Here is a 25,308-nt window from a genome sequence, read left to right as displayed (position 1 = left end):
TTAAAAAAGGTTTATAAAGATGAAGATTAGCGAAAATTGGCTACGCACATGGGTTAACCCAGCAATTGATAGTGAGACATTATCTGATCAGTTAACTATGCTTGGTCTTGAAGTTGATGAACTTGCACCTGTTGCTAAGCCATTTACTGGCGTCGTGGTCGGCGAAGTTTTAACAGTTGAGCAACATCCTGATGCAGACCGTTTGCGTGTAACGACAGTTAATATTGGTTCGGGCGAGCCTTTACAAATTGTTTGTGGGGCACCGAATGTTCGTGCTGGCATGAAAGCTCCAGTTGCAATGATTGGTGCTGTATTACCGGGTGATTTCAAAATCAAAAAAGGTAAACTTCGTGGAGTTGAATCACAAGGCATGCTTTGTGGTGCTTCTGAGATCGATCTTGAAGATAAAATCGATGGTTTGCTCGAACTACCAGATGATGCTCCAGTAGGGGTAAACATCCGTGAATACTTAAAACTCGATGATAACGTCATCGATATCAGCATTACACCAAACCGTGGTGACTGTTTCAGTATCCGTGGTATCGCTCGTGAGATTGCAGTAATTAACCAACTGCAAATGAATGAACCTGATATTAAATCAGTTGATGCGACAATTGCTGATGAGAAGAAAGTAGTGATCAGCACTGAAGGTGCTCCACGCTACTTAGGACGTGTAATTAAAAACGTTAATGTAAAAGCTGCTACACCTGAGTGGATGGAACAGGCTTTAGCTCGTTCAGGAATTCGCACGCACAGTATTTTGGTTGATGTGACGAACTATGTCCTTATGGAACTGGGTCAGCCAATGCATGCTTTCGATTTAGCTAAAATCGAAGGAACTGTACATGTGCGTCAAGCTCAGCCACAAGAAAAACTACAACTTCTTAATGATCAAGAAGTTGAGTTGCAAGAAGATATAATGGTGATTGCTGATGACCAGAAAGCTTTGGCAATTGCCGGAATTATGGGTGGTTTAGCATCAAGCGTAACTGATGACACAACTGACATTTTCCTAGAAAGTGCATTCTTCGCGCCACTTGCTATTGCTGGACGTGCTCGTCGTTTTGGCTTGCATACTGATTCTTCGCAGCGTTATGAACGTGGTGTAGATTTTGAGTTGCCGTTAATTGCCATGAACCGTGCTTCGCAGCTTATTCAAGAGTTAGCAGGTGGTGAGTTTGGTCCAATTACTGTAGCTGAAAAAACTGAAATTTTACCAAAACGTGAAGCAATTGAACTGAAACAAGCTCAGGTAGACCAATTGTTGGGATATCAATTGACGGCTGATTTCATTGCAGATGCTTTAAATCGACTAGGATGTGAAGTAACTGTTAAAGCTGAAGGTGAGTGGAGCGTAGTGCCTCCATCACATCGCTATGATATGGCTATTTATCAAGACTTAATTGAAGAAGTGGCACGTATTGATGGTTATGACAATATCCAAATTAGCTTACCAAGCATGGATGTTCAATTAGCTAAATATCAAGACCGATTTGAAATTGCAGAGTTGCGTCAAACTATCGTGACTTTAGGCTATCAAGAAGCAATTAGTTTTAGCTTTGCTGATGCAAAACTTGAAAAGCAATTGAACCCGCAAGTAAATCCGTTAATGCTAGCAAATCCAATTTCAAGTGATTTGGCTGCGATGCGTAGTACTTTGCTTTCAAGTTTAATTCCTTGCGTACAATATAATCTTAACCGTCAGCAAAGCCGTGTTCGTTTCTTTGAATTAGGACTGCGTTTTGATTATCAAGATGCTAAGAGTATTGAAGATCTAAAACAGATTCCAACTTTAGCTCTAGTGGCAGTTGGCTCCCAACAACCAGAATCTTGGCATGTGAAGCCTCAACCAATGGATTTCTTTGACTTCAAAGGAGAGATAGAAGAGATTTTGGCTGCTGGTCGTGTCAAAGTTGAATATGTACGTTCTGAGCGTGCATGGTTGCATCCGGGGCAGTCTGCTGAAATTTTAGTTGATGGACAATCAATTGGTTATTTAGGACGTTTGCATCCATCTCTAGAAAATGAGCTTGATTTAACAACAACGTGGGTTGCTGAACTCGATCAAACAGCCGTTTTGCAATCTTATGTATCTAATTTTACAGAATTATCACGTTTTCCTTCGATCAGACGTGATATTGCGCTTTTAATCTCTGATAATATAAATGTTAGAGATATTCAGCAGTTAATCGAAAAAACTGGTGGAGAGCTTTTAGACTCTACATGGTTATTCGATGTGTATACGGGGCAGGGTGTCGAAGAAGGTAAGCGCTCATTGGCGTTTGCATTATTATGGCAACATCCTTCACGTACGCTTGAAGATGCTGAAATTAAATCTGGTATGGACAATATAATCCAAGTGTTGGAAAACACTTATCAAGCGACATTGAGGGCCTCATGACAGCATTAACTAAAGCAGACATGGCTGATCATTTAAGTGAGTTAACCAGCTTAAATCGCCGTGAAGCAAAACAAATGGTCGAGTTGTTCTTTGACGAGATTAGCCAAGCACTTATTGCAGGGGAGCAGGTTAAGCTTTCTGGTTTTGGTAATTTCGAGTTAAGAGATAAACGCGAACGTCCAGGACGTAACCCTAAGACAGGTGAAGAAATTCCAATTTCAGCACGTAGGGTAGTGACCTTCAGAGCGGGTCAGAAGTTTAGACAACGCGTTGGAAATGAGCAGATCGATTGATCTGCTTTTTTTATATTTTAAATAGCTTTATATAGTTTATTGGGCAGCAATATAGGACCGCTTAATCTTAGAAAATCAAAATTTAGATATAAAAAAAGAGGACAAAATGTCCTCTTTTTTATCTAATCTAGAATATAGATTAGTGTGCAGCAGAAGCAGCAGCAACGTCAGAAGCAGCAGCAGCAACGTCAGAAGCAGCGGCAGCAGTTTCAGAAGCAGCAGCGTCAACAGCTACAGCAGCTTCAGAAGCAGCTTCAGTAGCTTCAGAAGCAGCAGCTACAGCTTCAGAAGCAGCAGCAGGAGCTTCTTCTTTCTTAGAACAACCAACGAAAGCTAAAGTAGCAGCAACAGCAGCAGCAACAGCGAATTTTTTGAATAACATGGCATCACTCTCACAAAAAAGATTTGAGATTAAAAAAACCTAAGTTGGACTGTTTTGCTTTTATTATTCCTAAAACGTAGCTAGGTAACAACGCATGGAGCAGTCTAACTGGTCTGCCGCTATGCTATCACTGCAAATGCTGAAATACTACTGTCGTCTGTCAAAAAAACGTATGAAAAAGAGAAAAACAGACTGTTTTTTAACAGAAAAAAACAATTAATCAGCTCGTGTATATTGGAAAAGGTAGAGGTAAGCTACTAAAAAAACTAAGCTTTTTTATGCAAAAATATTTATTATCAAAAGCTTATAAATAATTTTACATAAAAATAAGCAAAATGTATTTTTGTGTAAAGCTTGTCAACCAAATAAAAAGCCACTCAAAAGAGTGGCTTTTTTTGAAGGCTTAATTACTTAAGTTGAAGCTTTACGTTTCATTTGATCAAAGAAATCATCATTTGTTTTGGTTTCTTTCATGCGGTCAAGTAAGAATTCCATTGCTGCCAACTCATCCATAGGGTGAAGTAGCTTACGGAGGATCCATACTTTGCGTAATTTATCTTCATCCATTAAACGCTCTTCACGACGTGTGCCAGATTTTTTGATATTCATAGCAGGGAAGACACGTTTTTCAGCAATACGGCGATCAAGAGTGATCTCTTGGTTACCTGTACCTTTGAATTCTTCATAAATTACATCATCCATTTTACTGCCTGTTTCAATCAAAGCAGTAGAGATGATCGTAAGTGAGCCACCTTCTTCGATATTACGTGCTGCACCGAAGAAACGCTTAGGGCGCTCTAATGCATGAGCGTCTACACCACCAGTTAATACTTTGCCTGATGACGGAATAACAGTGTTGTAAGCACGTGCAAGGCGGGTAATAGAGTCAAGAAGAATCACAACATCTTTTTTGTGCTCAACAAGACGTTTAGCTTTTTCAATTACCATTTCTGCAACTTGTACATGGCGAGCTGGTGCTTCATCAAATGTTGACGCAATAACTTCACCGCGAACAGTACGCTCCATTTCGGTTACTTCTTCTGGACGTTCGTCAATTAATAGAACAATCAAGAATACTTCTGGATTGTTTCTAACAATCGATTGAGCAATATTTTGAAGTAACATTGTTTTACCCGCTTTCGGCGGTGCAACAATAATAGAACGTTGGCCTTTACCAATTGGCGCAACTAAATCAACGACACGAGCAGTTAAGTCTTCTGTCGTACCATTACCTAATTCCATAACCAATTGTTCGGTAGGGAAAAGGGGAGTTAAGTTTTCAAATAAAATTTTATTTCGAGAATTTTCTGGCGTGTCATAGTTAATCTGGTTAACTTTGAGCAACGCAAAATAACGCTCACCTTCTTTTGGAGGGCGAATAGTACCTGTGATGGTATCACCTGTACGCAAGTTAAAGCGTCGGATCTGTGAAGGACTCACATAAATATCATCCGGACCTGCTAAATACGAACCTGCGGCAGAACGCAAAAAACCAAAACCATCAGAGAGAATTTCGAGAACGCCATCACCAAAAATTTCTTCGCCATTCATCGCATGGCGTTTCAAAATGGCAAAAATAATATCTTGCTTTCTGTTACGAGCCATACCTTCCAGGCCCATAAATTCAGCAATTTTAATTAGTTCGCCGATTGGTTTTTTCTTGAGTTCAGTTAAATTCATAAGGGTCAGAATTAGGAAAGAGTAGAGTGTGGTTTAAAAAGAAGAAAAATCGCTCGCATACAAAAAAGATTATCGCAATTGTATTTACACAATAACAATTCAGAAGTCTGATTAATTGTTTCGAAGAGAAATGTGAAAAAACAATTTCTGTTGCCGAGTGGCGATCTTTATGTTTGTGTCTTGTAAGAAGCCGGACGAAGATGATTCCCTTCAGTGCCTCTTGAGCATGCAATATAAGCCAGCCTAGCAAATTTGTCAATTTATAGGCGAAAAAAATACGCTATAAAAAAGTATAGCGTATTTTCTTTTTTAGCATTTTGACTTAAACGTTTTCATCAATAAAGCTAACAAGTTTAGAGCGAGGTACAGCACCAATTTGTTGAGCTACAACTTCACCATTTTTGAAAAGTAGTAAAGCAGGAATGTTACGGATGTTGTATTTCACTGCTGTATCTTCGCAAGAAGTCACATCAACTTTAACAATTTTTACTTTACCAGCATATTCACTTGATAGGTCTTCAAGCACAGGTGCGATTGCTTTACAAGGTGCACACCATCCTGCCCAGAAGTCAACAAGTACAGGGGTTTCAGCATCTAAAACATCTGCTTGGAAGTTATCATCAGTTGTATTTACAATAGTCGCAGACATGGTACGGCTCCAATTTTTAGAAAAAAGTGCTATTACAGGAGAAAATTATCTCTATCAGTATTACATAGCTACTTAGTTCAATGTAAGGGTTTGATGCTATTATTCAAGGCTTAACTAAAATTGTCTAATGGATGCTCACGATATTCATCATCGACTTGTACAATCAACTTATAAATAGAAAAATTTAAATCACAGCTAATTGTTGATGAAAATGGCTTTTCAATTGCATTCTTGTGAATTACTCTAGGCGTGAATTGTTATGGGTTTAGTTCAATAATGTCTGATTTTCTGATTGATGAAGAATTACTTGCCGCCATAGATATGGGGTCGAACAGTTTTCACCTTGCAATTGCACGGGTAGATCATGGCGAAGTTAAAAAAGTTGCTTCGATGTCAGAAAAAGTACAGCTCGCAGCTGGTTTAGATGAGAATAAAAACCTAACAGAAGCCGCTCAGCAACGAGGCTTAGCCTGCTTGGCTCGTTTTGTAGGAAGATTAAGTTCTGTTCAACCAAATCGCTTACGAATTGTGGCGACCAATGCTTTGCGTCAGGCAAAAAATGGTCATGAATTTATTCAAAAAGCAGCAGAAATTTTGCCTAAACCTATTGAAATTATTGCTGGGCGAGAAGAAGCGCGTCTGATTTATCTTGGCGTATCGCATACCATGGCAAATGGTGGTCGACGTTTAGTTGTAGATATTGGTGGTGGTTCTACTGAGTTCATTATTGGTGAAGAGTTTGAGCCTATTTATACAGAGTCATTGCAAATGGGATGTGTGGCTTATACAAAAGCCTACTTTGCCGATGGCGAAATCACACAAAAAGCCTTTGATAAAGCAGTAGTTGCTGCCCGTAAAGAACTTTCAGCTATTGCAACAACGTATAAAATGGAAGGTTGGGATACTGTCGTTGGTTCTAGTGGAACGATTAAAGCTTGCCGCCAAATTATGGTGAATATGGGCTTGAGTGATGAGCAAGAAAACGTCACTCGAGAAGGGTTATACAAACTCAAAGATAAATTACTTAAGTTTAAAAATATTTCTGAAATTGATTTTGAAGGGTTAAGAGAAGACCGACGAGCAGTTTTGCCAGCCGGATTGGCAATTTTGTACGCAGTTTTTGAGGTTTTAGAAATTGATTGTTTGGCATATTCTGATGGTGCATTACGTGAAGGAGTCATGTATGACCTATTAGGTCGTTTTAAACATGAAGATATCCGTGATCGTAGTGTACAAGCTTTAATGGGACGTTATAACGCTGATCCAAAGCAAGCAGAAAGAGTCGTAAATACAGCACAACAATTATTTGATGGTGTTGCAGAACCTCTCAATTTAACGAGTGAAGACAGTGACTTACTGCGCCGAGCTGCCTATTTGCACGAAATTGGTTTGGCGATTAGTCATGGTGGGTATCACCGTCATGGTGCTTATTTATTGCAGCATTCTGATATTCCGGGCTTCTCACAAATTGACCAAAATCACCTTTCACATTTGGTCGCTCACCACCGTCGTAAATTGCGAAATGATGTAAAAAATGAAATTTTGAAGGCTGGTGGTCATAAATTACTTTATCTATGTTTATTACTTCGCCTAGCAGTTTTACTCAACCATAGTCGAAGTGATCAGATGCTTCCTGCCATTGAACTGACCATCATAAATGATCAACAATGGCAACTTAGTGTTTCTGGTGATGCCAAACAATGGCCATTGTTAGTTGCCGACTTGCATGATGAGCAAGAGCAGTTTAAGCATTGGGACATTGAATTGAATATTCAGTCGGAAAAATTTATCGATTAAAGGGATAATATTCGACCTATGAAAAAAGCTACTCAGTCCAAAGCGTGGACAACGGTTCAAATTGCACGTCATCCTGATCGTCCGCAGTTTCTAGATTATGTCGGTGAAATCTTTACAGAGTTTGATGCCTTGCATGGTGATCGTTTGTTTGGTGACGATGGTGCGATGGTAGGTGGTCTTGCTCGTTTTGATGGTCAACCTGTGATGGTTATTGGCCAACACCGTGGTCGTAGTACCCGTGAAAAATTAAAGCACAACTTCGGTATGGCTAACCCAGAAGGTTACCGTAAATCTCAACGCCTATTAGATATGGCAGAGCGCTTTAATCTTCCGGTCTTCACATTTATTGATACTATGGGTGCTTATCCAGGTGTTGGTGCTGAAGAGCGTGGACAAGCTGAAGCAATTGCAACTAGCCTTGCTCAACTTTCAAGTTTGAAAGTTCCTGTTGTCGCAACAGTACTTGGTGAAGGCGGTTCTGGTGGTGCTTTAGGTATTGGTGTTGCTGACCGAGTAATTATGTTGTCGCATAGTATTTATTCTGTGATTTCACCAGAAGGCTGTGCATCTATTTTATGGAAAACTGCTGAAAAAGCGGCTCAAGCAAGTGAAGCTTTAGGTTTGACAGCAGATAAATTACAATCTCTAGGTATTGTTGAATATGTAGTAGATGAAGGCGAAGGGGCTCATTTAGACCCTGAGCAAGTCATGCAAAACCTAAAAGTAGTTTTGAAGCAAGCTTTGGATGAGTTGCTACCAATGGATGCAAATGAACGATGCGAAGCACGTTATCAACGTTTAATGAAGTTTGGCAGCGAAAATTTAGGCATTGCGTCTTAAAACAGGCTCAAGAGTTTTCAGAAAATAGTACTTTTCTTATTGGATGTAGTGGTGGCATGGATTCAATGCTGCTACTACATTTGATGTCTCAAATTTTCCCTCATAAGATCCGAATAATTTACATAGATCATCAACTGCAATCAAAAAGTGCAGAGTGGGGCGAACTCGTTGCTAAACAAGCGACTCGTTTAAATATTCCTTATACCATTCAAAAAGTTCAAGTTACTGACGGTAATTTGGAAGCTCAAGCACGTCAGGCACGTTATTACGCTTATCTACAACATTTACAAGCCAACGAAATTTTAGTGCTTGCTCATCACCAGCAAGATCAGGCTGAAACAGTAATATTGCGTTTATTATCGGGTGCGGGTGTTGATGGGCTTGCTGCTATGCAGTGTATTGATCATCGTGTTGATATGACAATTTGGCGCCCTTTTTTGGATTTAACCCGTGAGCAGATTGCCGAGTGGACCACTCAACTTGAGATTGAGTATGTAGATGATCCTACAAATTACGATATCCATTATGATCGGGCGTGGTCGCGTGAAGAACTTTGGCCCTTCTTACAAAACCGTTTTCCAAAAATGCAGCAAGCACTTAGTCGTACTAGCTATTTGATGCAAGATGCTTCTGAAATTTTAGAAGAAGTTTTAAAAGTTGATTTGCAAAATTGTGGTACGGACGAATGTTTGGATTTAACTCAGCTATTAGAACTATCTTCTGCTCGACAGCGTCAATTGCTTTCGGTTTGGATGAAAGGTGATGGGCAATATCGCCCTGCATTTGAAATGGTTGAGCGGTTAAAAAATGAAGTAATTGATTCAAAGTCTGATGCACAAGCGGCATTACATTGGAACCAGTTTTACTATGTCCGTTATCAACATCATCTTTATAGATTGAGTCGACAAGTTTTTCTTGCTGAAAAATTAAACCCAGTTGAAACCGAGATGGAGCATTATTTTCAACTAGGGGAAATAGTGCACTGTGCTTCAGGACAATTTCAAATTACTCAAAAAAATATGGGTTTGTCTGCATCTTTATTAAATAAAAAATTAAAAATTATTCGACGCCAAGGTGGTGAAAAGGTCCATTTATATGGTCGTGTTGGGCAATGGCCATTAAAAAAAGCAATTCAAGAAGCACATATTTTGCCTTGGCTTCGTCATACAATTCAAATATTAGTCATAGATAATGTTATGCTTGGGGTTTTTACACCGAAAGGATTTTGGTTGGCTCAGTCTCCGTATTGTGAGCAAGGAGGATGGCAACCAGATTTAATTTCTTATTCTTGTAATCTGGTAAATGGCGAAGATGGTTATGACAAGTGCAGTAAATAGTAATATCTGTTTTATTGGTGGTGGTAATATGGCCCAAGCTTTGATTGGTGGGCTCATTTCAAGAGGTTTACCGCCAACACGTATTACCGTTTCAGATCCTGTTGAGCAAATACGTCAATTATTGCAAGAAAAAGAAGTCCATGTGACACAAGATAATGTAGCTGCAATTAAAAATGCTGATGTCGTTGTACTGGCAGTAAAACCACAAGTTTTGGCGACTGTTTTACGTCCTTTAAAAGGACTGTTATCAGATAAATTGGTTATTTCAATTATTGCTGGTGCTGAAATCCAAACGATATCAAACTTAATTGATAGCAATCGAATTGTTCGAGTTATGCCAAATACGCCAGCTCTAGTTCAGACGGGTGCACATGGTATCTATGCAAATGATGTAGTAGGTACTTCGGATCGTGAATTAACAAGTCAGATTTTAGCAGCCACAGGCTTAACAATTTGGGTAAACTCCGAAGCTCAAATTGATGCGGTAACAGCGGTTTCTGGCTCAGGTCCTGCATATTTCTTCTATCTCATGGAAAGTATGATCCGTGCGGGTAAAAATTTAGGACTTGATGAAAAAGTTGCAACTGCGTTGACTCTTCAAACGGCATTAGGTGCAGCTCAAATGGCAATTACGAGTTCAAACACTCCTTCTGAACTTCGTAAGAATGTGACATCGCCAAATGGCACAACTCAAGCTGCACTTGAAGTTTTTGACCGTGCACAAATCTCCCAAAATATTCAATCTGCATTGGCTGCTGCACAGAAGCGTAGTCAAGAATTGGCTCAAGAATTGAGTGACAGTGCGAAATAGCTTAAATAGGATAAGACAACTATGGGTGCAAATTCTGCGCTAATTTTTGGAATTTTAATTAATGTCGCGATTTTATTGGTCTTTTTCCGTTTTTTAATGCAATTGGCGGCAGTAAGTCCTTATAATCCTGTGGTTTTATCGACCGTAAAGGCGACTAAAATTGTTGATATTTTTGGCCGAATTTTTCCGACGGTCGCAAAAGGCCGATTTAATTTGGCTGCGTTGGTTCTTTTAATTATTTTATATTTGCTGAAAATTTTTGGCGTGATGTATCTTTCTGGTTCTATGCCAAATAGTCCGGTTCACTTAGTGATTCTGACATTTGTGACTATGATTCAGGACCTAATTCGTTTCTGCCGTTATTTAATTTTCGCGACAATTATTTTGAGTTGGGTGGTTATGTTCACTCAATCGCGTTCACCTTATATTGAAGTGATTCAAGATTTAGCTGAACCATTACTCGCACCATTCCGTCGTTTATTGCCTAATATGGGAATGATTGACTTATCTCCAATTTTGGCGTTTTTGGCGCTTTATATTGCCGAGATCTTAATGAATGAAGTTGCAAAAGTTCTTTTAACGGGACTTTAAGTTAACGCAAAAAAAAAGGGCTGTTAATACAGCCCTTTTTTTATTTCTACTAATTAATGGGCATCATCCCAGTTTTGCCCTTGCCCAACTTCAACAACTAAAGGCACAGAAATTTTTACTACAGATTCCATGACAGTCGCGATTTGCTTAGAGAGCTCCTCGGCAATGTTTTGATCTGCTTCAAACACTAATTCATCGTGTACTTGAAGTAGTAGTTTGGCTTGATCTTTTGGTAAGATTTTATCGACTTCAATCATTGCAAGTTTAATGATATCAGCGGCACTACCTTGTAACGGTGCATTAATTGCAGCACGTTCGGCAGCCTTACGTACCATTACATTTCGTGCATCAATATCAGGTGTATAAAGACGACGACCTAAAATAGTTTCAACAAAACCTTGCTCTGATGCAACTTGGCGGGTACGTTGCATATATTCATAGATGCCAGGATAGCGTTGGAAATATTGCTTAATATAGTTTTGCGATTCTTGACGTGTAAAGCCTAATTGACGAATCAAACCAAACTCAGACATACCATAAAGTAGGCCAAAGTTAACTGCTTTCGCTTGACGGCGTTGGTCATTGGTCACATCTTCAATTGCAATGCCCAATACTTCGGCAGCAGTACGACGGTGAACGTCTTGTCCATGCTGGAATGCGTGTACTAATGCTTCATCTTGAGAAAAATGAGCCATTAAACGTAATTCAATTTGAGAGTAATCGGCAGCCAATAGTACTCGGCCTTCTGGCGCAATGAATGCTTTACGAATTTGACGCCCAATTTGTCTACGAATTGGAATATTTTGTAAGTTAGGATCTGAAGAGGAGAGGCGACCTGTTGCTGTGAGCGCTTGGTGATAACTTGTATGTACACGATGCGTGTCGTTATGAGATTGCTCAACTAGACGATCAGTATAGGTACTTTTTAGCTTTGCTAAACCGCGATGCTCTAGAATAATCTCCGCTAAAGGATGTTCAATTTTTTCTAAAACACTTTCACTGGTGCTGTATTGTCCAGTTGCAGTTTTTTTACCGCCTTTGATTCCTAATTTATCAAATAGGATTTCACCTACTTGTTTAGGAGATGCAATATTAAAAGTTTCATCTGCAATTTCCATCGCTTGATTTTCAAGCCCTTCCATCGTTTTTGCAAATTCAACGCTTAATTTATCTAAGAAGGCATGATCTAGACGAATACCATCTTCTTCCATACCCGATAAAATACGGGCAACTGGCATTTCGATGTTATATAAAATATTTTCTAGCTCAGGAAATGGCTTAAGTTTGTTTGAAAGCACTTCATACAAACGATAGGTCACATGAGCATCTTCTGCAGCATAGTGAGCAGCAACTTCAATCTCAATTTGATTGAAAGTCTTTTGTTTAGCACCCTTACCAGCAATTTGTTCAAAAGTGGTGGTTAAATGGCTTAAGTAGACACGAGCTACGTCATCCATGCCGTGACGAGTGGCCGCTGCATTCAATACATAAGATGCAAGCATGCTATCGAAATACCAGCCTTTAAGTTCTATGCCATGATTGGCAAAGATATGGGCATCATATTTAAGGTGATGCCCAATTTTTTTAACTGCTTCATTTTCTAGTACAGGCTTAATTTGAGCCAGAATTTGATCACGATCCAGTTGCTGCGGCGCATTTTCATAATCATGCGCTAATGGAACATAGTAGGCATCTTTCGCATCAAATGCGATTGAGAAACCAACCATCTCGGCAATACGGTAGTCCAGACTTGTAGTTTCTGTATCAATAGCAAAATGATCGGCATTTTGCATGCGTTGCCAGAGTTGATCCCATGCTTCTTGGGTTAAAACAGTATGATAATTTGCAGTTCCAAGCTGGTCATCTTGACTAGTTAAGCTTGCTTGATCTTCAGTTTCTATAGATTCAGCAGGTCTAACTTCATTTTGCACAATAGTCTGTGAAGCTTGTTGTTTATAGCTTGAGCTATTTGGATTGTTTGGATGATCAAGCGACTGTAATTGGTTTCTAAACTCAAGCTCAGTATAAAGATTACGTAGAGCCTCAACATTTGGATCAGTAAGCTTTAACTCATGCCAATCGAGTTCTAAAGGAAGATCACAAACAATGCTAGCTAACTGGTGATCAAGCTTAATATTGTCTAAATTATCTTTAATATTTTGGCTAATCTTGCCTTTAAGTTGATCAGCATTGGCAATGATATTGTCTAAAGTGCCATATTCAGTTAGTAACTTCGCTGCTGTTTTTGCGCCTACGCCCGGCACACCCATGATGCCGTCAGATGCATCGCCCATAAGGGTTAAGTAATCGATAATTTGATTTGGCCAAACCCCAAATTTTTCAAATACACCGTCAGTGTCGAGTACACGATCTTTAAAGCTATCTTCGAGTTTTACATGATCATTGACGAGCTGAGCCATGTCTTTATCACCGGTTGAGATAAGTACATGGTGGCCTTCGAGTACGGCACGTTTAGCGAGCGTACCGATAATGTCATCTGCCTCTGCACCCGGAAGACTATATAAAGGAATCCCATGAGCTTTAATCAATGCATGCAAATATGGAATCTGTTGAGATAACTCTTCCGGCATGGTAGGACGGTCACCTTTATAAATAGGTGAAAGCTTGTGGCGGAAAGTTGGCTCGGGCGTATCAAAAATGACGGCCATATGTGTTGGCTGCATACGGCGCATTAATTTTTGAATGGCAGAAATTGCCCCACGTATTGCATTGGTATGTAACCCTGTAGAGGTCGTCAATGGTGGTAATGCATGATATGCACGAAATAAAAAATAGGACCCATCAACCAAGACAAATGGTGGCATTGAACAATTCCTTAATTTGAATTAGGGGTATTTTACGTGAAAACGGCTATGAATGCAGGTTTATGATTTTTGCAGTATTTTGTATGTATAAATATACGCTTGTATTGGCTTGAAGTAAGATGACCTGTAATGAAGGTGTCATATTGCTAAGCCCATGTATAAAAAAGACAAACAGGGAATGATCATTGTTTTGATCGCTTTGACTTTGTTTTTAGCCATTTCAATTGGTTTTAAATTTCAGAGTGCTGTTATTGCTTTATCTATTGCACTTACTGTCATTCTAGTTCAATTACTGTCAAATCTGCATGAGCGTTTAACTCATTTAGAACAGCAGTTTTCTCAGCAGAAAACGCCACTTTATTCTATTCACCTGCAAAGAACAGTGATTTATGCAGCAGCCTTGGTTGCATTAGTTGCTTATATCAATCATTGGATGTGGATTGTTGGTGGGGCTTTACTGGTTTTATTGCTATGTTTGATTCAAACCATCAGTGCATTTCATACTCGACTATTATACCTCGAGTCAGCAAAACAAACTGTTCATGTAAATGAGACCATACAAACAGAAGTTATAAATCCTGTAATAGAACAAGTTAGTGCCAGCAATACAGACACGCTAGCCCCTGCCGAAACAGCAACTTTCAACCAAACAGAACAACCAGCTCATGTACAGGCCGCATGGTGGCAACCAGCCGTAGATTGGATGATTCATGGTAATCCAATCTTAAGAGTTGCTGTTGCTGTGCTTATGGTTGGGGTAGTGTTGCTATTACGTTTTGCAAGCGAGCATTGGCAACTTAGTTTAGGTGTGAAACTTGGATTTATTGCGATTGCTGGAGGTGTGTTAACGGCATTTGGGTATACATTGCAAAAGAAAAATCAGCTGTTTGCTGTGGCATTGCAAGGTGTCGGGCTGGCTGTTGTATTCCTGACACTTGTGTTCTCACATCATTTTGGTGTAATTGCCAACCTAACTACAGCGAGTATTCTGTTTACGATTTTATTAGCTATTACGGTATTCCTGAGCTTAAAACAACAAGCTATTTATTTGGCAATATTAGCACTGGGTATGGCTTATGCGGCTCCTTTAGTTATTCCTCAATATCGCCCTGATGTAACCTTCCTATTTAGCTACTACTTAGTAATTAACTTAGCAGTTGCTGCGGTTAATTTTATTCAGCCTTGGAAAATCTTAAATCAAATTGCTTTCTTTGCCACAATGTTTATTGGTGGTAGTGCAATCGCATTTTATGCAGAACCCGAAAAATTTAATACATTAGACTGGATTTTGTGGTGCCATATCGCGCTGTTTATTTGGCTTAGTGTTCGTTATAGCCAAAATATATCTCGGACGTCAGCAAGTGAAAAACAAGAAGGGATTCGTTTACCTCCGCTCTTAGATGTTGGTCTTATTTTTAGTGTGCCAGTGCTGGGCTTTACCCTTCATGCCTACTTAGTACATGAGTCTACACAAGCATTGACGATTGGTGCAGCCGTCTTGGCGGGTACCTATGCAGTATTAACTTTCTGGATTAAAAAAACTCATCCTCAGCTTTCAGTTCTTGCAAAAAGCTTTTTCATTCTCGCGGTTGCATTTTTTGCTTTAATTTTCCCGCTTGCAAAAGGAGCACATTGGACAGCAATTGGTTGGGTTGCTCAAGGTACGGCTTTAATTGTGTGGGGAGTAACTGAGCGCTACCGTTTAAGCCGATATATTGGTGTAGTTTTAGTTTTACTTAGCTCTATTGCACTGTTTTATCAAGTGTGGGCAAATGAAGAGTTCCCAACGCTAAGCACAAGCATCTATGCAATTGCCCAATTTATTTCTGCCTTTTATTTATTGCAATACAACAGTAAAGAGCAACGCTATTTTAGCGCAAGCATGTTTAGTGGCATTTTCTTGTGTTTAGGGATGTATGCAGGTGCTGTAGCTGGTGTAGAAATAATGACATGGCATCATCATTCTTTGAGTCCATATTTGACGTTCGCCGTAGTTCTAATAGCAATATTTAGCGCAGTTGTGCACTATAAACTTCGTGTGCAATGGCAAAGTTTGCAGTTAATTTTAATTAGCCTGTTACTGCTGTTAGTTTTGGGTGAAGCGTTTGCGAGTCAAGTGTTTACGTTGTTTAAATGGGTAGACTCATTAAAACAAACTACTTTCTTAGTCGCTACCATTATTCTAAGTGCCTTATTTCTTATGGCTCAACCGCAGTCGGATGAGTCTGGGTACTTAAATGTCTGGGCTGGTTTAAGCTGGTTGGCGTTAGCAGCAGTTGGTTTGGCGATCTTTCCAAAAATGCCAGTTGTTGCTCTGGCTTTTATCCCTGTGGTTTATTCGCTTTGGGCGTATAAGGCTCATAAAACGACACTATTGCATCAAATTCCGGTTTGGTGTTTAAGCTTAATTTGGTTGCTAGTTGTGAGCGTTGATCGCCACTCTGCTGAGTACCTTTATTTTGTTCCTTTATTTAACTTAACTGATTTTCTTTCTATTGTAGTATTTGCAGGTCTGCTCTTTATTATTTATCAACATGCTTTTGATCAAGATAAATCACTAGAGTGGACTTTTAAAATTACAACAATTTTAGCTGGGTTATTGGTATTCAGTAGTGTGGTCGTTAGGGGCTTACATCATTACTGGGGGACACCACTATGGAGCTTAGCAATTTGGATGAATGGTGAAGTGCAGTTAAGTTTGACATTGCTTTGGGTCATTTTGGCATTTGTACTCACTACATTCTCAAGCCGTAAAATGATTCGTCAACTCTGGTTTGTAGGTGCTGCGCTTTTAGGTATTGTGGTATTAAAGTTGATTTTGCTTGACCTATCACAAAGTGCGACATTAACTCGAGTCATTTCGTTTATTGGGGCAGGTGGAGTAATGTTAATTATTGCTTATCTTGCGCCATTACCCCCGTCATCTACCGCACACAAGAATCAAGAGCCTAAGCTTTAGGCTCTCTTTTTAATTCTTTTTGATTGCTATATTGATCGATATCATCTTCAGCAAAACCAGTAGACGGTCGATCAATCAAGCCCATTTTAGGAACAGGAATTTCAATTCGGTTATCTAAAAATCCATTTCGGATTCGTTCTTGCATTTCATCCCGAACTTTTAAAGAGTTCTCTTGTCTACACCACATCGTGAATAAAAGCTCAATTGATGACTCCCTGAATGCGGTAACCGTAACTGCAGGTTTTGGATCATCCAGTACAAGTGGATAATGAGCTGCTACATTCAGTAGAACCTCACGGACTTTAATAATATCTTCGTGAAAGTTGATTGCGAGCGTAATTGGGATACGTCGTATCGGATATTTAGACAAGTTGTGTACAGGCGCACGAATAAGCTGTTCATTCGGCAAACGAATATAGACATTGTCGAGTGTAAGTAATTTTACCGAAAGCAAATCAATTGAAATTACTTCGCCTTCAATTGTATTACCACGAATGAGAGTAATCTGGATCGTATCACCGACTTCAAATGAACCTTCACCAATCAAAAATAAACCACTAATCAAGTTACTGGCAGATGTTTGCGATGCAAAACCGAGTGCTACAGTTAAAATCCCTGCTGCACCGAGGAATACACTAAGTTTGAACCCAGCTTCTTTCAAACTTGTCATGATGAAGAGTAAGAAAATGAAATAAAAAATACCACGGCGCCATACAAGGCGTTGGTGAGCATTAAAACGTGAGCCAATGGTTCTAATAAACGTATTTGAAATAATACGAGCAAGAACAAAGCCAATGAAACACAGTACAACAGCGACTAAAATTTCACTAATACGTTCGGTATTGATATTGGTAAATATACTTTTGAGGCTATCAGCGATATCTTTTGGAATATTTGAATCAGCCATATAAACCTCTTAAAAGAATGAATCAAACATATTGAATAATGCTCCACCAGGTGAGCGTGGTGGGTGAACATAGGTCACTTCACCAGCAAGAGGTGGCGTACGATTTTCAATACGAATACGTGCCGGACGATCAGAACCCTCATAATAAACTTTAATTTGAGAAGTCCATAAACGACCTGTACTTTCACTATAAAATAGCGGTAGGGCCGTCACTGGCACATTCATGCGATCAAAGCGTAATTGATGATTACTTGTGTTGTGAAAGTCGATTGGAGTAACAGCACGGAAAGCGCGTGGTGTTAATAGATTCAAATCAGTACGGCCATCCACGGAAGTGGCATAACAGATTTCTCCTTGCTGCGCATTAGGACCAAACCACGTATCTTTAGGCTGAATCACAGGAATCTCAAACAAAGGTTCATGCTGACTTTCAACTAAGCCTGCAATCCATAATGGTGTGCTGATATATAGAGTCCCACGTTGACCTGCTGGAATATAAATAGGATCGACAGGTTTAATGACCACAGAACGATCTGCCAGACGTGGCATCAGTAAAAATTCTGGATTGGTCTTTCGAAACATGTAACGTTCTACTTGAACCGTATGCGGAAAGGCAAAATGTGGATCGGCAATGGGGTGCCAATCTTGTTCATTATCGTCTTGAAGAGAGGGACGATAATATTCGATGCGCCATTCTTTTATGCCACGTGTTAAACGAAAGAGCATTGAACCGAATTGCCATGCTTTGGATTGGTTAATTTCAAAGTGCTGTTCACCCCACCATTTTAAAGAATTCTGGGGGCGAGGCTGATATTCATTATTTTCAAACAAGACGCAAAATTCCTCTACCGAGTTGTTAAACAGACTTCACGCTGTAATCTGCTTAGAGTACACTCAAAATCATCTTACTCATCATTATAAATTGTGATGCAAATATTGAAACAAATACAAGTTCCATATAGTTTTGCCAAGCGTCATGGTGTTTTATTTCGTTATGACGGTGATCAGGTATTTATTATTAGACGTCAAAACACTGAAAAAATTGCATTGCAGGAAGCAAGACGCATCTTGGGTAAGCCAGCTCATTATCAATTATGTACTGAACAAGAATTTAATACGCTCTTAAGTACGAGTTATGCAGGTGATACAGGGGAATCACAACAAGTTGCAGCTGGTTTAGAAGATCATCCGGATTTATTGAGTTTGGCCGATCAGGTTCCTGAAACAGAAGATTTGATGGACCAAGAAGATGACGCACCTATTGTTCGTCTGATCAATGCGCTACTCTCTGAGGCAATTCGAGTAGGGGCTTCTGATATTCATATTGAAGCTTTTGAAAAGAAACTATCTGTACGATTACGTGTAGATGGACAATTACGTGAGATTGTACAACCACGCCGTGAGTTAGCGCCTTTATTAGTCTCGCGTATTAAAGTTATGGCGAAGCTCGATATTGCTGAAAAACGTGTACCACAAGATGGACGTATTTCTTTACGTCTTGCTGGCCGTGAAGTGGATGTGCGTGTTTCAACTTTGCCATCGTCACATGGTGAAAGGGTCGTTATGCGTTTGCTTGATAAACAAGCGGGCCGACTCAACATGACTCACTTGGGTTTAATGGCTAATGACTATGAGCGTTTAACTCAGTTAGTACATCGTCCCCACGGTATTATTTTGGTCACAGGGCCTACTGGCTCGGGGAAAACGACCACCTTATATGCAGCCTTATCTGATCTAAATGACAATACCCGTAATATCTTAACTGCTGAAGATCCAATCGAATATCAACTCGAAGGTATTGGTCAAACACAAGTGAATACCAAAGTGGATATGACATTTGCTCGTGCTTTAAAAGCAATGTTACGTCAAGATCCAGATGTGGTGATGGTGGGGGAGATCCGTGATTTAGAAACTGCTGAAATTGCAGTTCAAGCATCTTTAACAGGACATTTAGTTTTATCAACACTACATACCAATACAGCTATTGGTGCAGTTACTCGACTTAAAGATATGGGGATTGAACCCTTCTTATTATCAAGTTCTTTAATTGGGGTGATTGCTCAACGTTTGGTTCGTACTTTATGTCCACATTGTATGACATGGCGTGAAGCAGATACTTTTGAGAAACAGGTTTTTCAGCATATTAATAATGAACCGTTGTTGCAGTTACCTGAAGCTAAAGGGTGCGATCATTGTTCACATTTAGGTTTTAATGGACGTACAGCGATTTATGAAATCGTACCAGTTGATGAACCTATGCGCCGTCTGATTCATGGTAACGCAGCTGAATATGAATTAGAAAATCATGCTCGTGAGTATTCAGGTTCTATTCGTGACGATGGTTTGCGCAAAGTACTTACAGGTAAAACTACACTCGAAGAAGTACTTCGCGTAACCAATGAGGCAAGTGAAGCATAATATTTAAGATGTAAAAAATGCCCGATTTGATTCGGGCATTTTTTAAATATCAAAACTTATTCAGTCACAATATTAAACGTCACATCAATATTATTGCGAGTTGCATTTGAATATGGGCAAACAATATGAGCTGCTGCAACTAACTTTTCAGCTTCTTCACGATCCATACCCACTAAGTAAACATTTAAAGTCGCTTCGATGCTAAAACCTGTAGGAATTGGACCAATACCTACTTCACCTTCTACATAAGCGTCTTTACTAATATTAAACTTATCGCGGTTTGCAACAAATTTTAAAGCACCTAAAAAGCATGCTGAATAACCAGCTGCAAATAGTTGCTCTGGATTTGTTACAGCACCACCTGCGCCACCCATTTCTTTAGGTACACCAAGTTGTACATCTAATACGCCGTCTGATGAAGTCGCACGGCCATCACGACCACCGGTTGCTTTAGCTTTTGCACGATAAACAACTTTTTCTAATGACATCGTTTTTATTCCTAAAATAAATTGAATGCAAATATATCGTACACGACTTAATTATTTTGACAAGTATATTTTTTAAAAAAATTGCTGTTTATTTGACTAAGTTTGTACGGAGTTTAGTAAGTTGATCTTTAAGGCCTAGTAGTGTTGTCATATCACATGAACTTGCTTCTAATACGCTTGCTGGAATATGGATTGCTTGATCTTTTAATTTTTTTCCTTCATCACTTAGCGTAATAATCACTTGTCTCTCATCTTGAGTTGAACGGGTACGATGAAGTAAATGCGAGGCTTCTAACTTTTTCAAGATAGGAGTGAGGGTAGATGATTCTAAAAAAAGTTTAGCTCCAATTTCTGAAACAGTCACTTCATCCTGCTCCCATAACACTAACATCACTAAATATTGGGGATAGGTAATGCCCAAAGGTGCTAGAAGTTTTCTGTAGAGTTGATTAAGCGCTAAATTCGTTGAATAAATGAGGAAACATAATTGATTCTCAAGCTTTAAGTTTTGACAGTCTTGGTCCATATCTTCCTCAAAGAAACTAGTATTGCTTTTGTAGTATATCGCGTTCTATTCAGTTTCTTAAATGTTCATAAGAATAGGTTATGAATAAAGTAAATTAAGGGATATAAAAAATGGAATAATTACATCAATTATTCCATAAGATAAAAATAGTCTAGATGAAAGTGTTTACCACAAATCTGCAATCTTTTTCATTAAACGCGCACGATACTTCGCAGTAGGATTATTTGCATTACGTTGCTGCTCTTGTTCATAAAAATCTTGCCATGCAGTAATCATTTCAAGCGTAGTTCCTTGTTTTTTAATCACAGAAACATCTGCTGGCTGAATATTTTCTAAACGTTGTCTTGCACCTTCTGCGCCTGTACCCCAACCAATAATTCTTTGGCCAAAAGCGGGCAAGGGGATATTTTTAGGAGTTTCTGGAAGAATATCTGATTTGAGCTGTGCAGTAGGCGAAACAAAATGGTTTGTTGTACCAAGCTCTGCATAACAATGAATATTTGCCCCCAAGCAAAAAATGCTAAATAAGTATTTCCACATGAATAATTAAACTTTTAATAATGAATCAATTTACGGTGAGTCATGAGAGGCATTGAAGAGCGGACGAGTTCTTGTGCTGTTAAATCAAAGGGTACAGTGATTAAACCACTCCCTTCATATCCAATCATACTTAAAATTTGACCACGACTATCTGTTGCCCCAGAGTGTCCCCAGGTTTGTCGTTTTTCACCATGCCAGCCCTGTTGTGCTGCGCCTAAAACATAACATTGGCTATCCATTGCCCGAGCTTGTAGCAAAAGCTGCCAGTGCATTTGTCCAGTTGTATAAGTAAATGCAGCAGGAGCAGTCAGAATATGAGCGCCTTGTTGTCTCAGAGTTAGAGCAAGCTCTGGAAAACGTAAGTCATAACATACCATTAAGCCAATATTGCCAAAAGGGGTAGATGTGACTACTACGTCTGTTCCAGGTTCAAAAAAACGAGACTCTTGATAACCACCGACCGCATCGCCCACTTGTACATCAAATAAATGGATCTTGTCATAACGTGCTTCTGTACGCTCAGGGCTAATACAAAGACTAACCGTCCGGACTCGACCATCTTGAATAGTAGATCCATCTGGACGAAATGGGCATGGTAAGGTACCGGCCACAATCCAGATTTGATATTGATGTGCTAGCTTCTCAAGCCGTTGTTGAATAGACTCAAATTGCTCAGCTGTTTCGCGTTGTTTTCCAGCTGCAAAACATACAAAGTTTTCGGGGAAAACAATCAGGCTAGCATTTTGCGCCTTACTTTGTTGAATCAACGACTCAATGACTTGAAAATTATTTTCAATATCATCTTGAGAGTTCATTTGAGCAACAGAAATAAGGGTCATATTCTAATAATCCGGCTTAATGATTAAAGTCAGGCATTTTGCTTATCTGATACCTGTTCAAGCGTATCTTGTTCTTTCTGTAACTGCTTCACAAGTGGCTCAAACATGTTCTGATTGTTTGCATTGAGTTTCATCAATGTCTTATGTGCATCCAGAACTGTTCTTAGCATTGCATTATGAGTGATCTGTTCATCAGTTAACGTTAATGTGCAAACGTTAGGATCGCCACAGTAATTCAAAATGACAAAAACCTGCCCTAGCCCCATACTGTTGGCTAAGGTTGTGATATCTGGATTGGTAGATAGCATCACAGCTTGAATATGATGAGTTTGTTTAAGCTTTAAACCTAGCTTAGCCAGGATGCCTAACACCGTACTATCAATAAATGTTGTTTGGGTTAAATCAACGATTGCACCAACAACATTCTCTTGCTGTTCAATTCTGTTTAAAAGTTTGTCTAGACTTATACAAGAATGGGCTCGCACTTCACCAATAAGTTTGAAAATATGCGTTCCATTTAAACTTGCATATTCAACATGACCTGTTGACATATAAATGCCATTTTCAGAGAAGGATAGAAAAATTATCACATAGTGCCATCGCAGACTCAAGAGTCCTTAAGTCGTATATTATGTAATTAATTGATTCGTAAATTAATTCATTCGACAAAGACTGAAGATGGCAATGTCATCAGCCACATGATCGGGTGCTTGGAATGATTGATTTTGCAAATGATGAACCAATTGTTGGAACTGATCATTTAAGCCGCCATCAAAAGGTTCAAGGGCCCCATCTGAGCAAACAATGAAGCGTGATTGGTGATTTAATGTACAAACATGTTCTTCAACTTCGAGTTCATCAGTCAAGCCTAATGGGAAGCTACTTGTTGTTAGAATTTTTGGAGCTTGATTAGGTTCAAAAATGATAGGAGGAGGGTAGTGCCCAGCACTTGACCAGCGAAGTGTATGTGTTTCAAGGTTTAAAATACCCACCACAATCGTAATGTGCTTTTCAATATTCTCTTGAACCAACATTCCATTTAATTTTTTTATTAATTGTCTTGGGGTTTTTGAGCGGCCATGGAAAGCTGCCATCCAAGAAGTTAATAAGCTGCTAGTTACGCCATGTCCTGAAACATCGGCAAGATAGAATAAAACTTCCTTATCATTTAATTTCCAGTAGTCATACCAATCACCAGAAAGATAAGCTGAAGGCTGAAAGAAAGTTTCGACTTGATAATTTAATAAATCAATTGGATTAGGCAGTAATCGTTTTTGTAGTTCAGCAGCCGAAGGTAAATCGCGGCTATCTTGGTTACGTTTATATTGAGCATCGATTCTTGATAATGCTTTATTTAAATCGTTAGGTAGTTGATTCCATACCCAACCTGCAAGAGCACCCGCTTCCCAAGCTTGAGCTAAAGCGCTACCTTCATGTTCAAAAGCAATGACAATCGTTGGTAAATTCCATTTATATGTCAGGAAATCTTGTACATCTGCTATTGCAATGATGGTTGGATCATATAAATCTAAATCATCTATGTTAATGACTTGTAAGCCTGGCAATTTATCCAAAGCTTGCTCTAAGTAAGGGATAGAGCGTGTCGGTTTAATAAAATACATAGAAGAGATGGTAGTCCTTTTATATGATCACTTTATTCATCATAGAGTATGTATGATCAAAATCAAGGTATTGCCGAACTCTTAATCCAAGCAATACCTTGATTTCATCTTTTAAGGGTTTTGATTGTCATCTGGCGTGTCTTCTGAATCATCATCAATGAAAGATACATCAGCTGAGTCGCCCTTTTTCTCTGCAATTTGGAATGCTTTACGTTGGAGATATAAGTCTCGAATCATGGCATATTGATCACCTTGTAAGGTCTGATCTAGGTCTAGATATTGAGCGCGTGTATCAACCGCTTGTAACATATTACTTGACCAATAAAGACCCTCTTGATCATCCATAACATATTTCTGTGGACGTGCTTGGGCGTCTACTGCTAAACCAAAACCATCACGTAAGGTACTTGGCCCGAAAAAAGGCAACATCAGGAATGGGCCAGAAGGAACACCATAGTAACCAAGAGTTACACCAAAATTCTCTTCTTCAGTCGGTAAACCTAAACGGCTGGCAGGGTCAGCTAAACCAAGAGTCGTTAATGTATTAATTGTAAAGCGACCTATGGTTTTTGCTGCACGACCAGGGCGACCTTGAATAAGCTGGTTAACAGCATTCCAAGGTTCTCCAAGATTTTTACGGAACTGACGATAAGAACCACGGACATCTTCTGGAGTCTTTTCTCTATATTGCACAGCAACTGGGCGTAAAAAATTTCGATCCAACATGTCGTTAAATGAGTAAATTGGACGATTTAATGATTGTAATGGGTCTTTTACAGGATCTGGTTGTGCTGCATTCGCATTAATTTTTAAATCTTTAACTTTAATATTTTTTAAATCTTTAATAATTTGTGAGCGCGTATGAGTCGGTGCTGTTTCTTCTAGTGAGCTAGCATCAGAAGATTCACTTATAGTATTTTCTTGAGCATATAGAGAGGTACAAACACCTACAGATAATACGCTTAGTAAAATTAAATTAGAATAATTCATATAATTCCTTAACCGCCAGCCAGGCTAATACTTAAATGTGCAGTTGGGTGGAGATATGTTTTAATACAAAATTGATAACCTATTATCAATGTAAAATTGATCAAATAATATAGATAAAATGCTAAAAAGCTTAAAAAGTATCCAGTTGGTGATATTGATTTAAAAAAAGGGTTGCAAAGGGTTGTTAATGGTCTATAATGCACATCCATCGGCGGTGATGCAGATAGAAACTTGTTGAAAAACAGTTACTTGTGATTAAGTTGATTGCTTTAAGTGATGAATTTGATGGTGAGTTGGTTTGAGAGATGAGTTTTAAAAATATCGAAATTACCTGTTGACTTTTAAGAGATTAAGAGTAATATAGCCGACCTAGCTTGCTGGTGACGAACCAGGAAGAAGATCATTAAGAGAAT

Annotated in this window: 23 protein-coding genes; 10 read left to right on the top strand and 13 right to left on the bottom strand. The window is 39.1% G+C overall.

Annotation, left to right across the window (positions count from 1 at the left end; all coding sequences use genetic code 11):
• Positions 1-19 precede the first annotated feature (19 nt).
• Entirely contained in the window at positions 20-2,401 is a 2,382-nt protein-coding gene (pheT, locus tag H7R46_RS15500; RefSeq protein ID WP_005066297.1) for a phenylalanine--tRNA ligase subunit beta, read from the top strand.
• Complete coding sequence (locus H7R46_RS15495) at positions 2,398-2,694, top strand: integration host factor subunit alpha (RefSeq protein ID WP_000126166.1); 297 nt, start codon at positions 2,398-2,400, stop codon at positions 2,692-2,694. Before pheT ends, H7R46_RS15495 begins: the two co-directional genes overlap by 4 nt.
• 139 nt (positions 2,695-2,833) lie before the next feature.
• Here the strand turns inward: H7R46_RS15495 and H7R46_RS15490 are convergent, their stop codons facing one another.
• Positions 2,834-3,076, bottom strand: coding sequence for a hypothetical protein (locus H7R46_RS15490; RefSeq protein WP_002117215.1), 243 nt, complete (start codon positions 3,074-3,076; stop codon positions 2,834-2,836).
• Positions 3,077-3,170: 94 nt separating this feature from the next.
• On the opposite strand from H7R46_RS15490, the gene H7R46_RS15485 reads away from it, so the two are divergent.
• A complete protein-coding gene (locus H7R46_RS15485; protein WP_002117184.1) occupies positions 3,171-3,296 on the top strand; it encodes a hypothetical protein in 126 nt (41 codons plus the stop codon).
• Between the two features lie 191 nt (positions 3,297-3,487).
• On the opposite strand, the gene rho is transcribed toward H7R46_RS15485, so the two are convergent.
• Together rho and trxA are read right to left on the bottom strand one after the other, a co-directional pair.
• A complete protein-coding gene (gene rho / locus H7R46_RS15480) occupies positions 3,488-4,756 on the bottom strand; it encodes a transcription termination factor Rho (protein ID WP_002117304.1) in 1,269 nt (422 codons plus the stop codon).
• Positions 4,757-5,078: 322 nt separating this feature from the next.
• On the bottom strand, positions 5,079-5,405 hold the full coding sequence (gene trxA / locus H7R46_RS15475) for a thioredoxin (RefSeq protein ID WP_002054512.1): 327 nt from the start codon (positions 5,403-5,405) through the stop codon (positions 5,079-5,081).
• A 276-nt stretch (positions 5,406-5,681) separates the two neighbouring features.
• Between trxA and ppx the strand changes: the two genes are divergently transcribed.
• From ppx to H7R46_RS15450, 5 genes are read left to right on the top strand one after another with little or no spacing between them, the layout of a single operon-like run.
• Positions 5,682-7,202 (top strand): exopolyphosphatase, encoded by a 1,521-nt coding sequence (gene ppx / locus H7R46_RS15470; RefSeq protein WP_086260955.1) that lies wholly within the window; start codon positions 5,682-5,684, stop codon positions 7,200-7,202.
• A gap of 18 nt (positions 7,203-7,220) precedes the next feature.
• On the top strand, positions 7,221-8,042 hold the full coding sequence (locus H7R46_RS15465; RefSeq protein ID WP_005066304.1) for an acetyl-CoA carboxylase carboxyltransferase subunit alpha: 822 nt from the start codon (positions 7,221-7,223) through the stop codon (positions 8,040-8,042).
• A complete protein-coding gene (tilS, locus tag H7R46_RS15460; protein WP_080631001.1) occupies positions 7,979-9,379 on the top strand; it encodes a tRNA lysidine(34) synthetase TilS in 1,401 nt (466 codons plus the stop codon). Before H7R46_RS15465 ends, tilS begins: the two co-directional genes overlap by 64 nt.
• Entirely contained in the window at positions 9,354-10,190 is an 837-nt protein-coding gene (proC, locus tag H7R46_RS15455; RefSeq protein WP_005804294.1) for a pyrroline-5-carboxylate reductase, read from the top strand. The genes tilS and proC overlap by 26 nt, the downstream gene beginning before the upstream one ends.
• A gap of 21 nt (positions 10,191-10,211) precedes the next feature.
• Positions 10,212-10,781: a YggT family protein gene (locus H7R46_RS15450; protein ID WP_000501183.1), complete on the top strand. Its 570-nt coding sequence runs from the start codon at positions 10,212-10,214 to the stop codon at positions 10,779-10,781.
• Positions 10,782-10,834: 53 nt separating this feature from the next.
• On the opposite strand, the gene polA is transcribed toward H7R46_RS15450, so the two are convergent.
• On the bottom strand, positions 10,835-13,606 hold the full coding sequence (polA, locus tag H7R46_RS15445) for a DNA polymerase I (RefSeq protein WP_005066307.1): 2,772 nt from the start codon (positions 13,604-13,606) through the stop codon (positions 10,835-10,837).
• 154 nt (positions 13,607-13,760) lie between these two features.
• On the opposite strand from polA, the gene H7R46_RS15440 reads away from it, so the two are divergent.
• Positions 13,761-16,565, top strand: a complete 2,805-nt coding sequence (locus H7R46_RS15440) for a DUF2339 domain-containing protein (RefSeq protein ID WP_005066309.1) — start codon at positions 13,761-13,763, stop codon at positions 16,563-16,565.
• Here the strand turns inward: H7R46_RS15440 and H7R46_RS15435 are convergent.
• Positions 16,555-17,472 carry a mechanosensitive ion channel family protein gene (locus H7R46_RS15435; protein WP_005066312.1) on the bottom strand — a complete coding sequence of 306 codons (918 nt, stop codon included), beginning with the start codon at positions 17,470-17,472 and terminating at the stop codon, positions 16,555-16,557. The two genes, H7R46_RS15440 and H7R46_RS15435, sit on opposite strands and share 11 nt — an antisense overlap.
• 9 nt (positions 17,473-17,481) lie before the next feature.
• Positions 17,482-18,303: a hypothetical protein gene (locus H7R46_RS15430; RefSeq protein ID WP_002117309.1), complete on the bottom strand. Its 822-nt coding sequence runs from the start codon at positions 18,301-18,303 to the stop codon at positions 17,482-17,484.
• A 96-nt stretch (positions 18,304-18,399) separates the two neighbouring features.
• Here H7R46_RS15430 and gspE point away from each other — a divergent pair, with 96 nt between their 5' ends.
• Positions 18,400-19,890, top strand: a complete 1,491-nt coding sequence (gspE, locus tag H7R46_RS15425; protein ID WP_005066314.1) for a type II secretion system ATPase GspE — start codon at positions 18,400-18,402, stop codon at positions 19,888-19,890.
• 56 nt (positions 19,891-19,946) lie between these two features.
• On the opposite strand, the gene H7R46_RS15420 is transcribed toward gspE, so the two are convergent.
• The 7 genes from H7R46_RS15420 to H7R46_RS15390 all read right to left on the bottom strand — a co-directional run bounded on the left by H7R46_RS15420 (position 19,947) and on the right by H7R46_RS15390 (position 24,895).
• Entirely contained in the window at positions 19,947-20,378 is a 432-nt protein-coding gene (locus H7R46_RS15420; RefSeq protein ID WP_005066315.1) for an organic hydroperoxide resistance protein, read from the bottom strand.
• Positions 20,379-20,466: 88 nt separating this feature from the next.
• Positions 20,467-20,904: a MarR family winged helix-turn-helix transcriptional regulator gene (locus tag H7R46_RS15415; protein WP_005066317.1), complete on the bottom strand. Its 438-nt coding sequence runs from the start codon at positions 20,902-20,904 to the stop codon at positions 20,467-20,469.
• Between the two features lie 165 nt (positions 20,905-21,069).
• Complete coding sequence (locus H7R46_RS15410) at positions 21,070-21,444, bottom strand: DUF4951 domain-containing protein (protein ID WP_005066318.1); 375 nt, start codon at positions 21,442-21,444, stop codon at positions 21,070-21,072.
• Positions 21,445-21,458: 14 nt separating this feature from the next.
• The gene (locus tag H7R46_RS15405; protein WP_005066320.1) at positions 21,459-22,283 is read right to left on the bottom strand and encodes a carbon-nitrogen hydrolase family protein; all 825 of its coding nucleotides are present in this window, start codon (positions 22,281-22,283) and stop codon (positions 21,459-21,461) included.
• Positions 22,284-22,312: 29 nt separating this feature from the next.
• The gene (gene gigB, locus H7R46_RS15400) at positions 22,313-22,834 is read right to left on the bottom strand and encodes an anti-anti-sigma factor GigB (protein WP_002117273.1); all 522 of its coding nucleotides are present in this window, start codon (positions 22,832-22,834) and stop codon (positions 22,313-22,315) included.
• A gap of 102 nt (positions 22,835-22,936) precedes the next feature.
• A complete protein-coding gene (gene gigA / locus H7R46_RS15395) occupies positions 22,937-23,905 on the bottom strand; it encodes an RsbU family protein phosphatase GigA (protein ID WP_005066321.1) in 969 nt (322 codons plus the stop codon).
• A gap of 111 nt (positions 23,906-24,016) precedes the next feature.
• Positions 24,017-24,895, bottom strand: a complete 879-nt coding sequence (locus tag H7R46_RS15390; protein WP_005066322.1) for a VacJ family lipoprotein — start codon at positions 24,893-24,895, stop codon at positions 24,017-24,019.
• Positions 24,896-25,308: the final 413 nt, after the last annotated feature.

Origin of the sequence: Acinetobacter sp. BEC1-S18-ESBL-01 (assembly GCF_014169935.1) — a bacterium.
In the GTDB taxonomy this organism is placed as follows: Bacteria; Pseudomonadota; Gammaproteobacteria; order Pseudomonadales; family Moraxellaceae; genus Acinetobacter; species Acinetobacter pittii.
The sequence above is the reverse complement of the archived record's forward strand: the minus strand, read 5'-3'. Positions and strand labels throughout refer to the sequence as shown.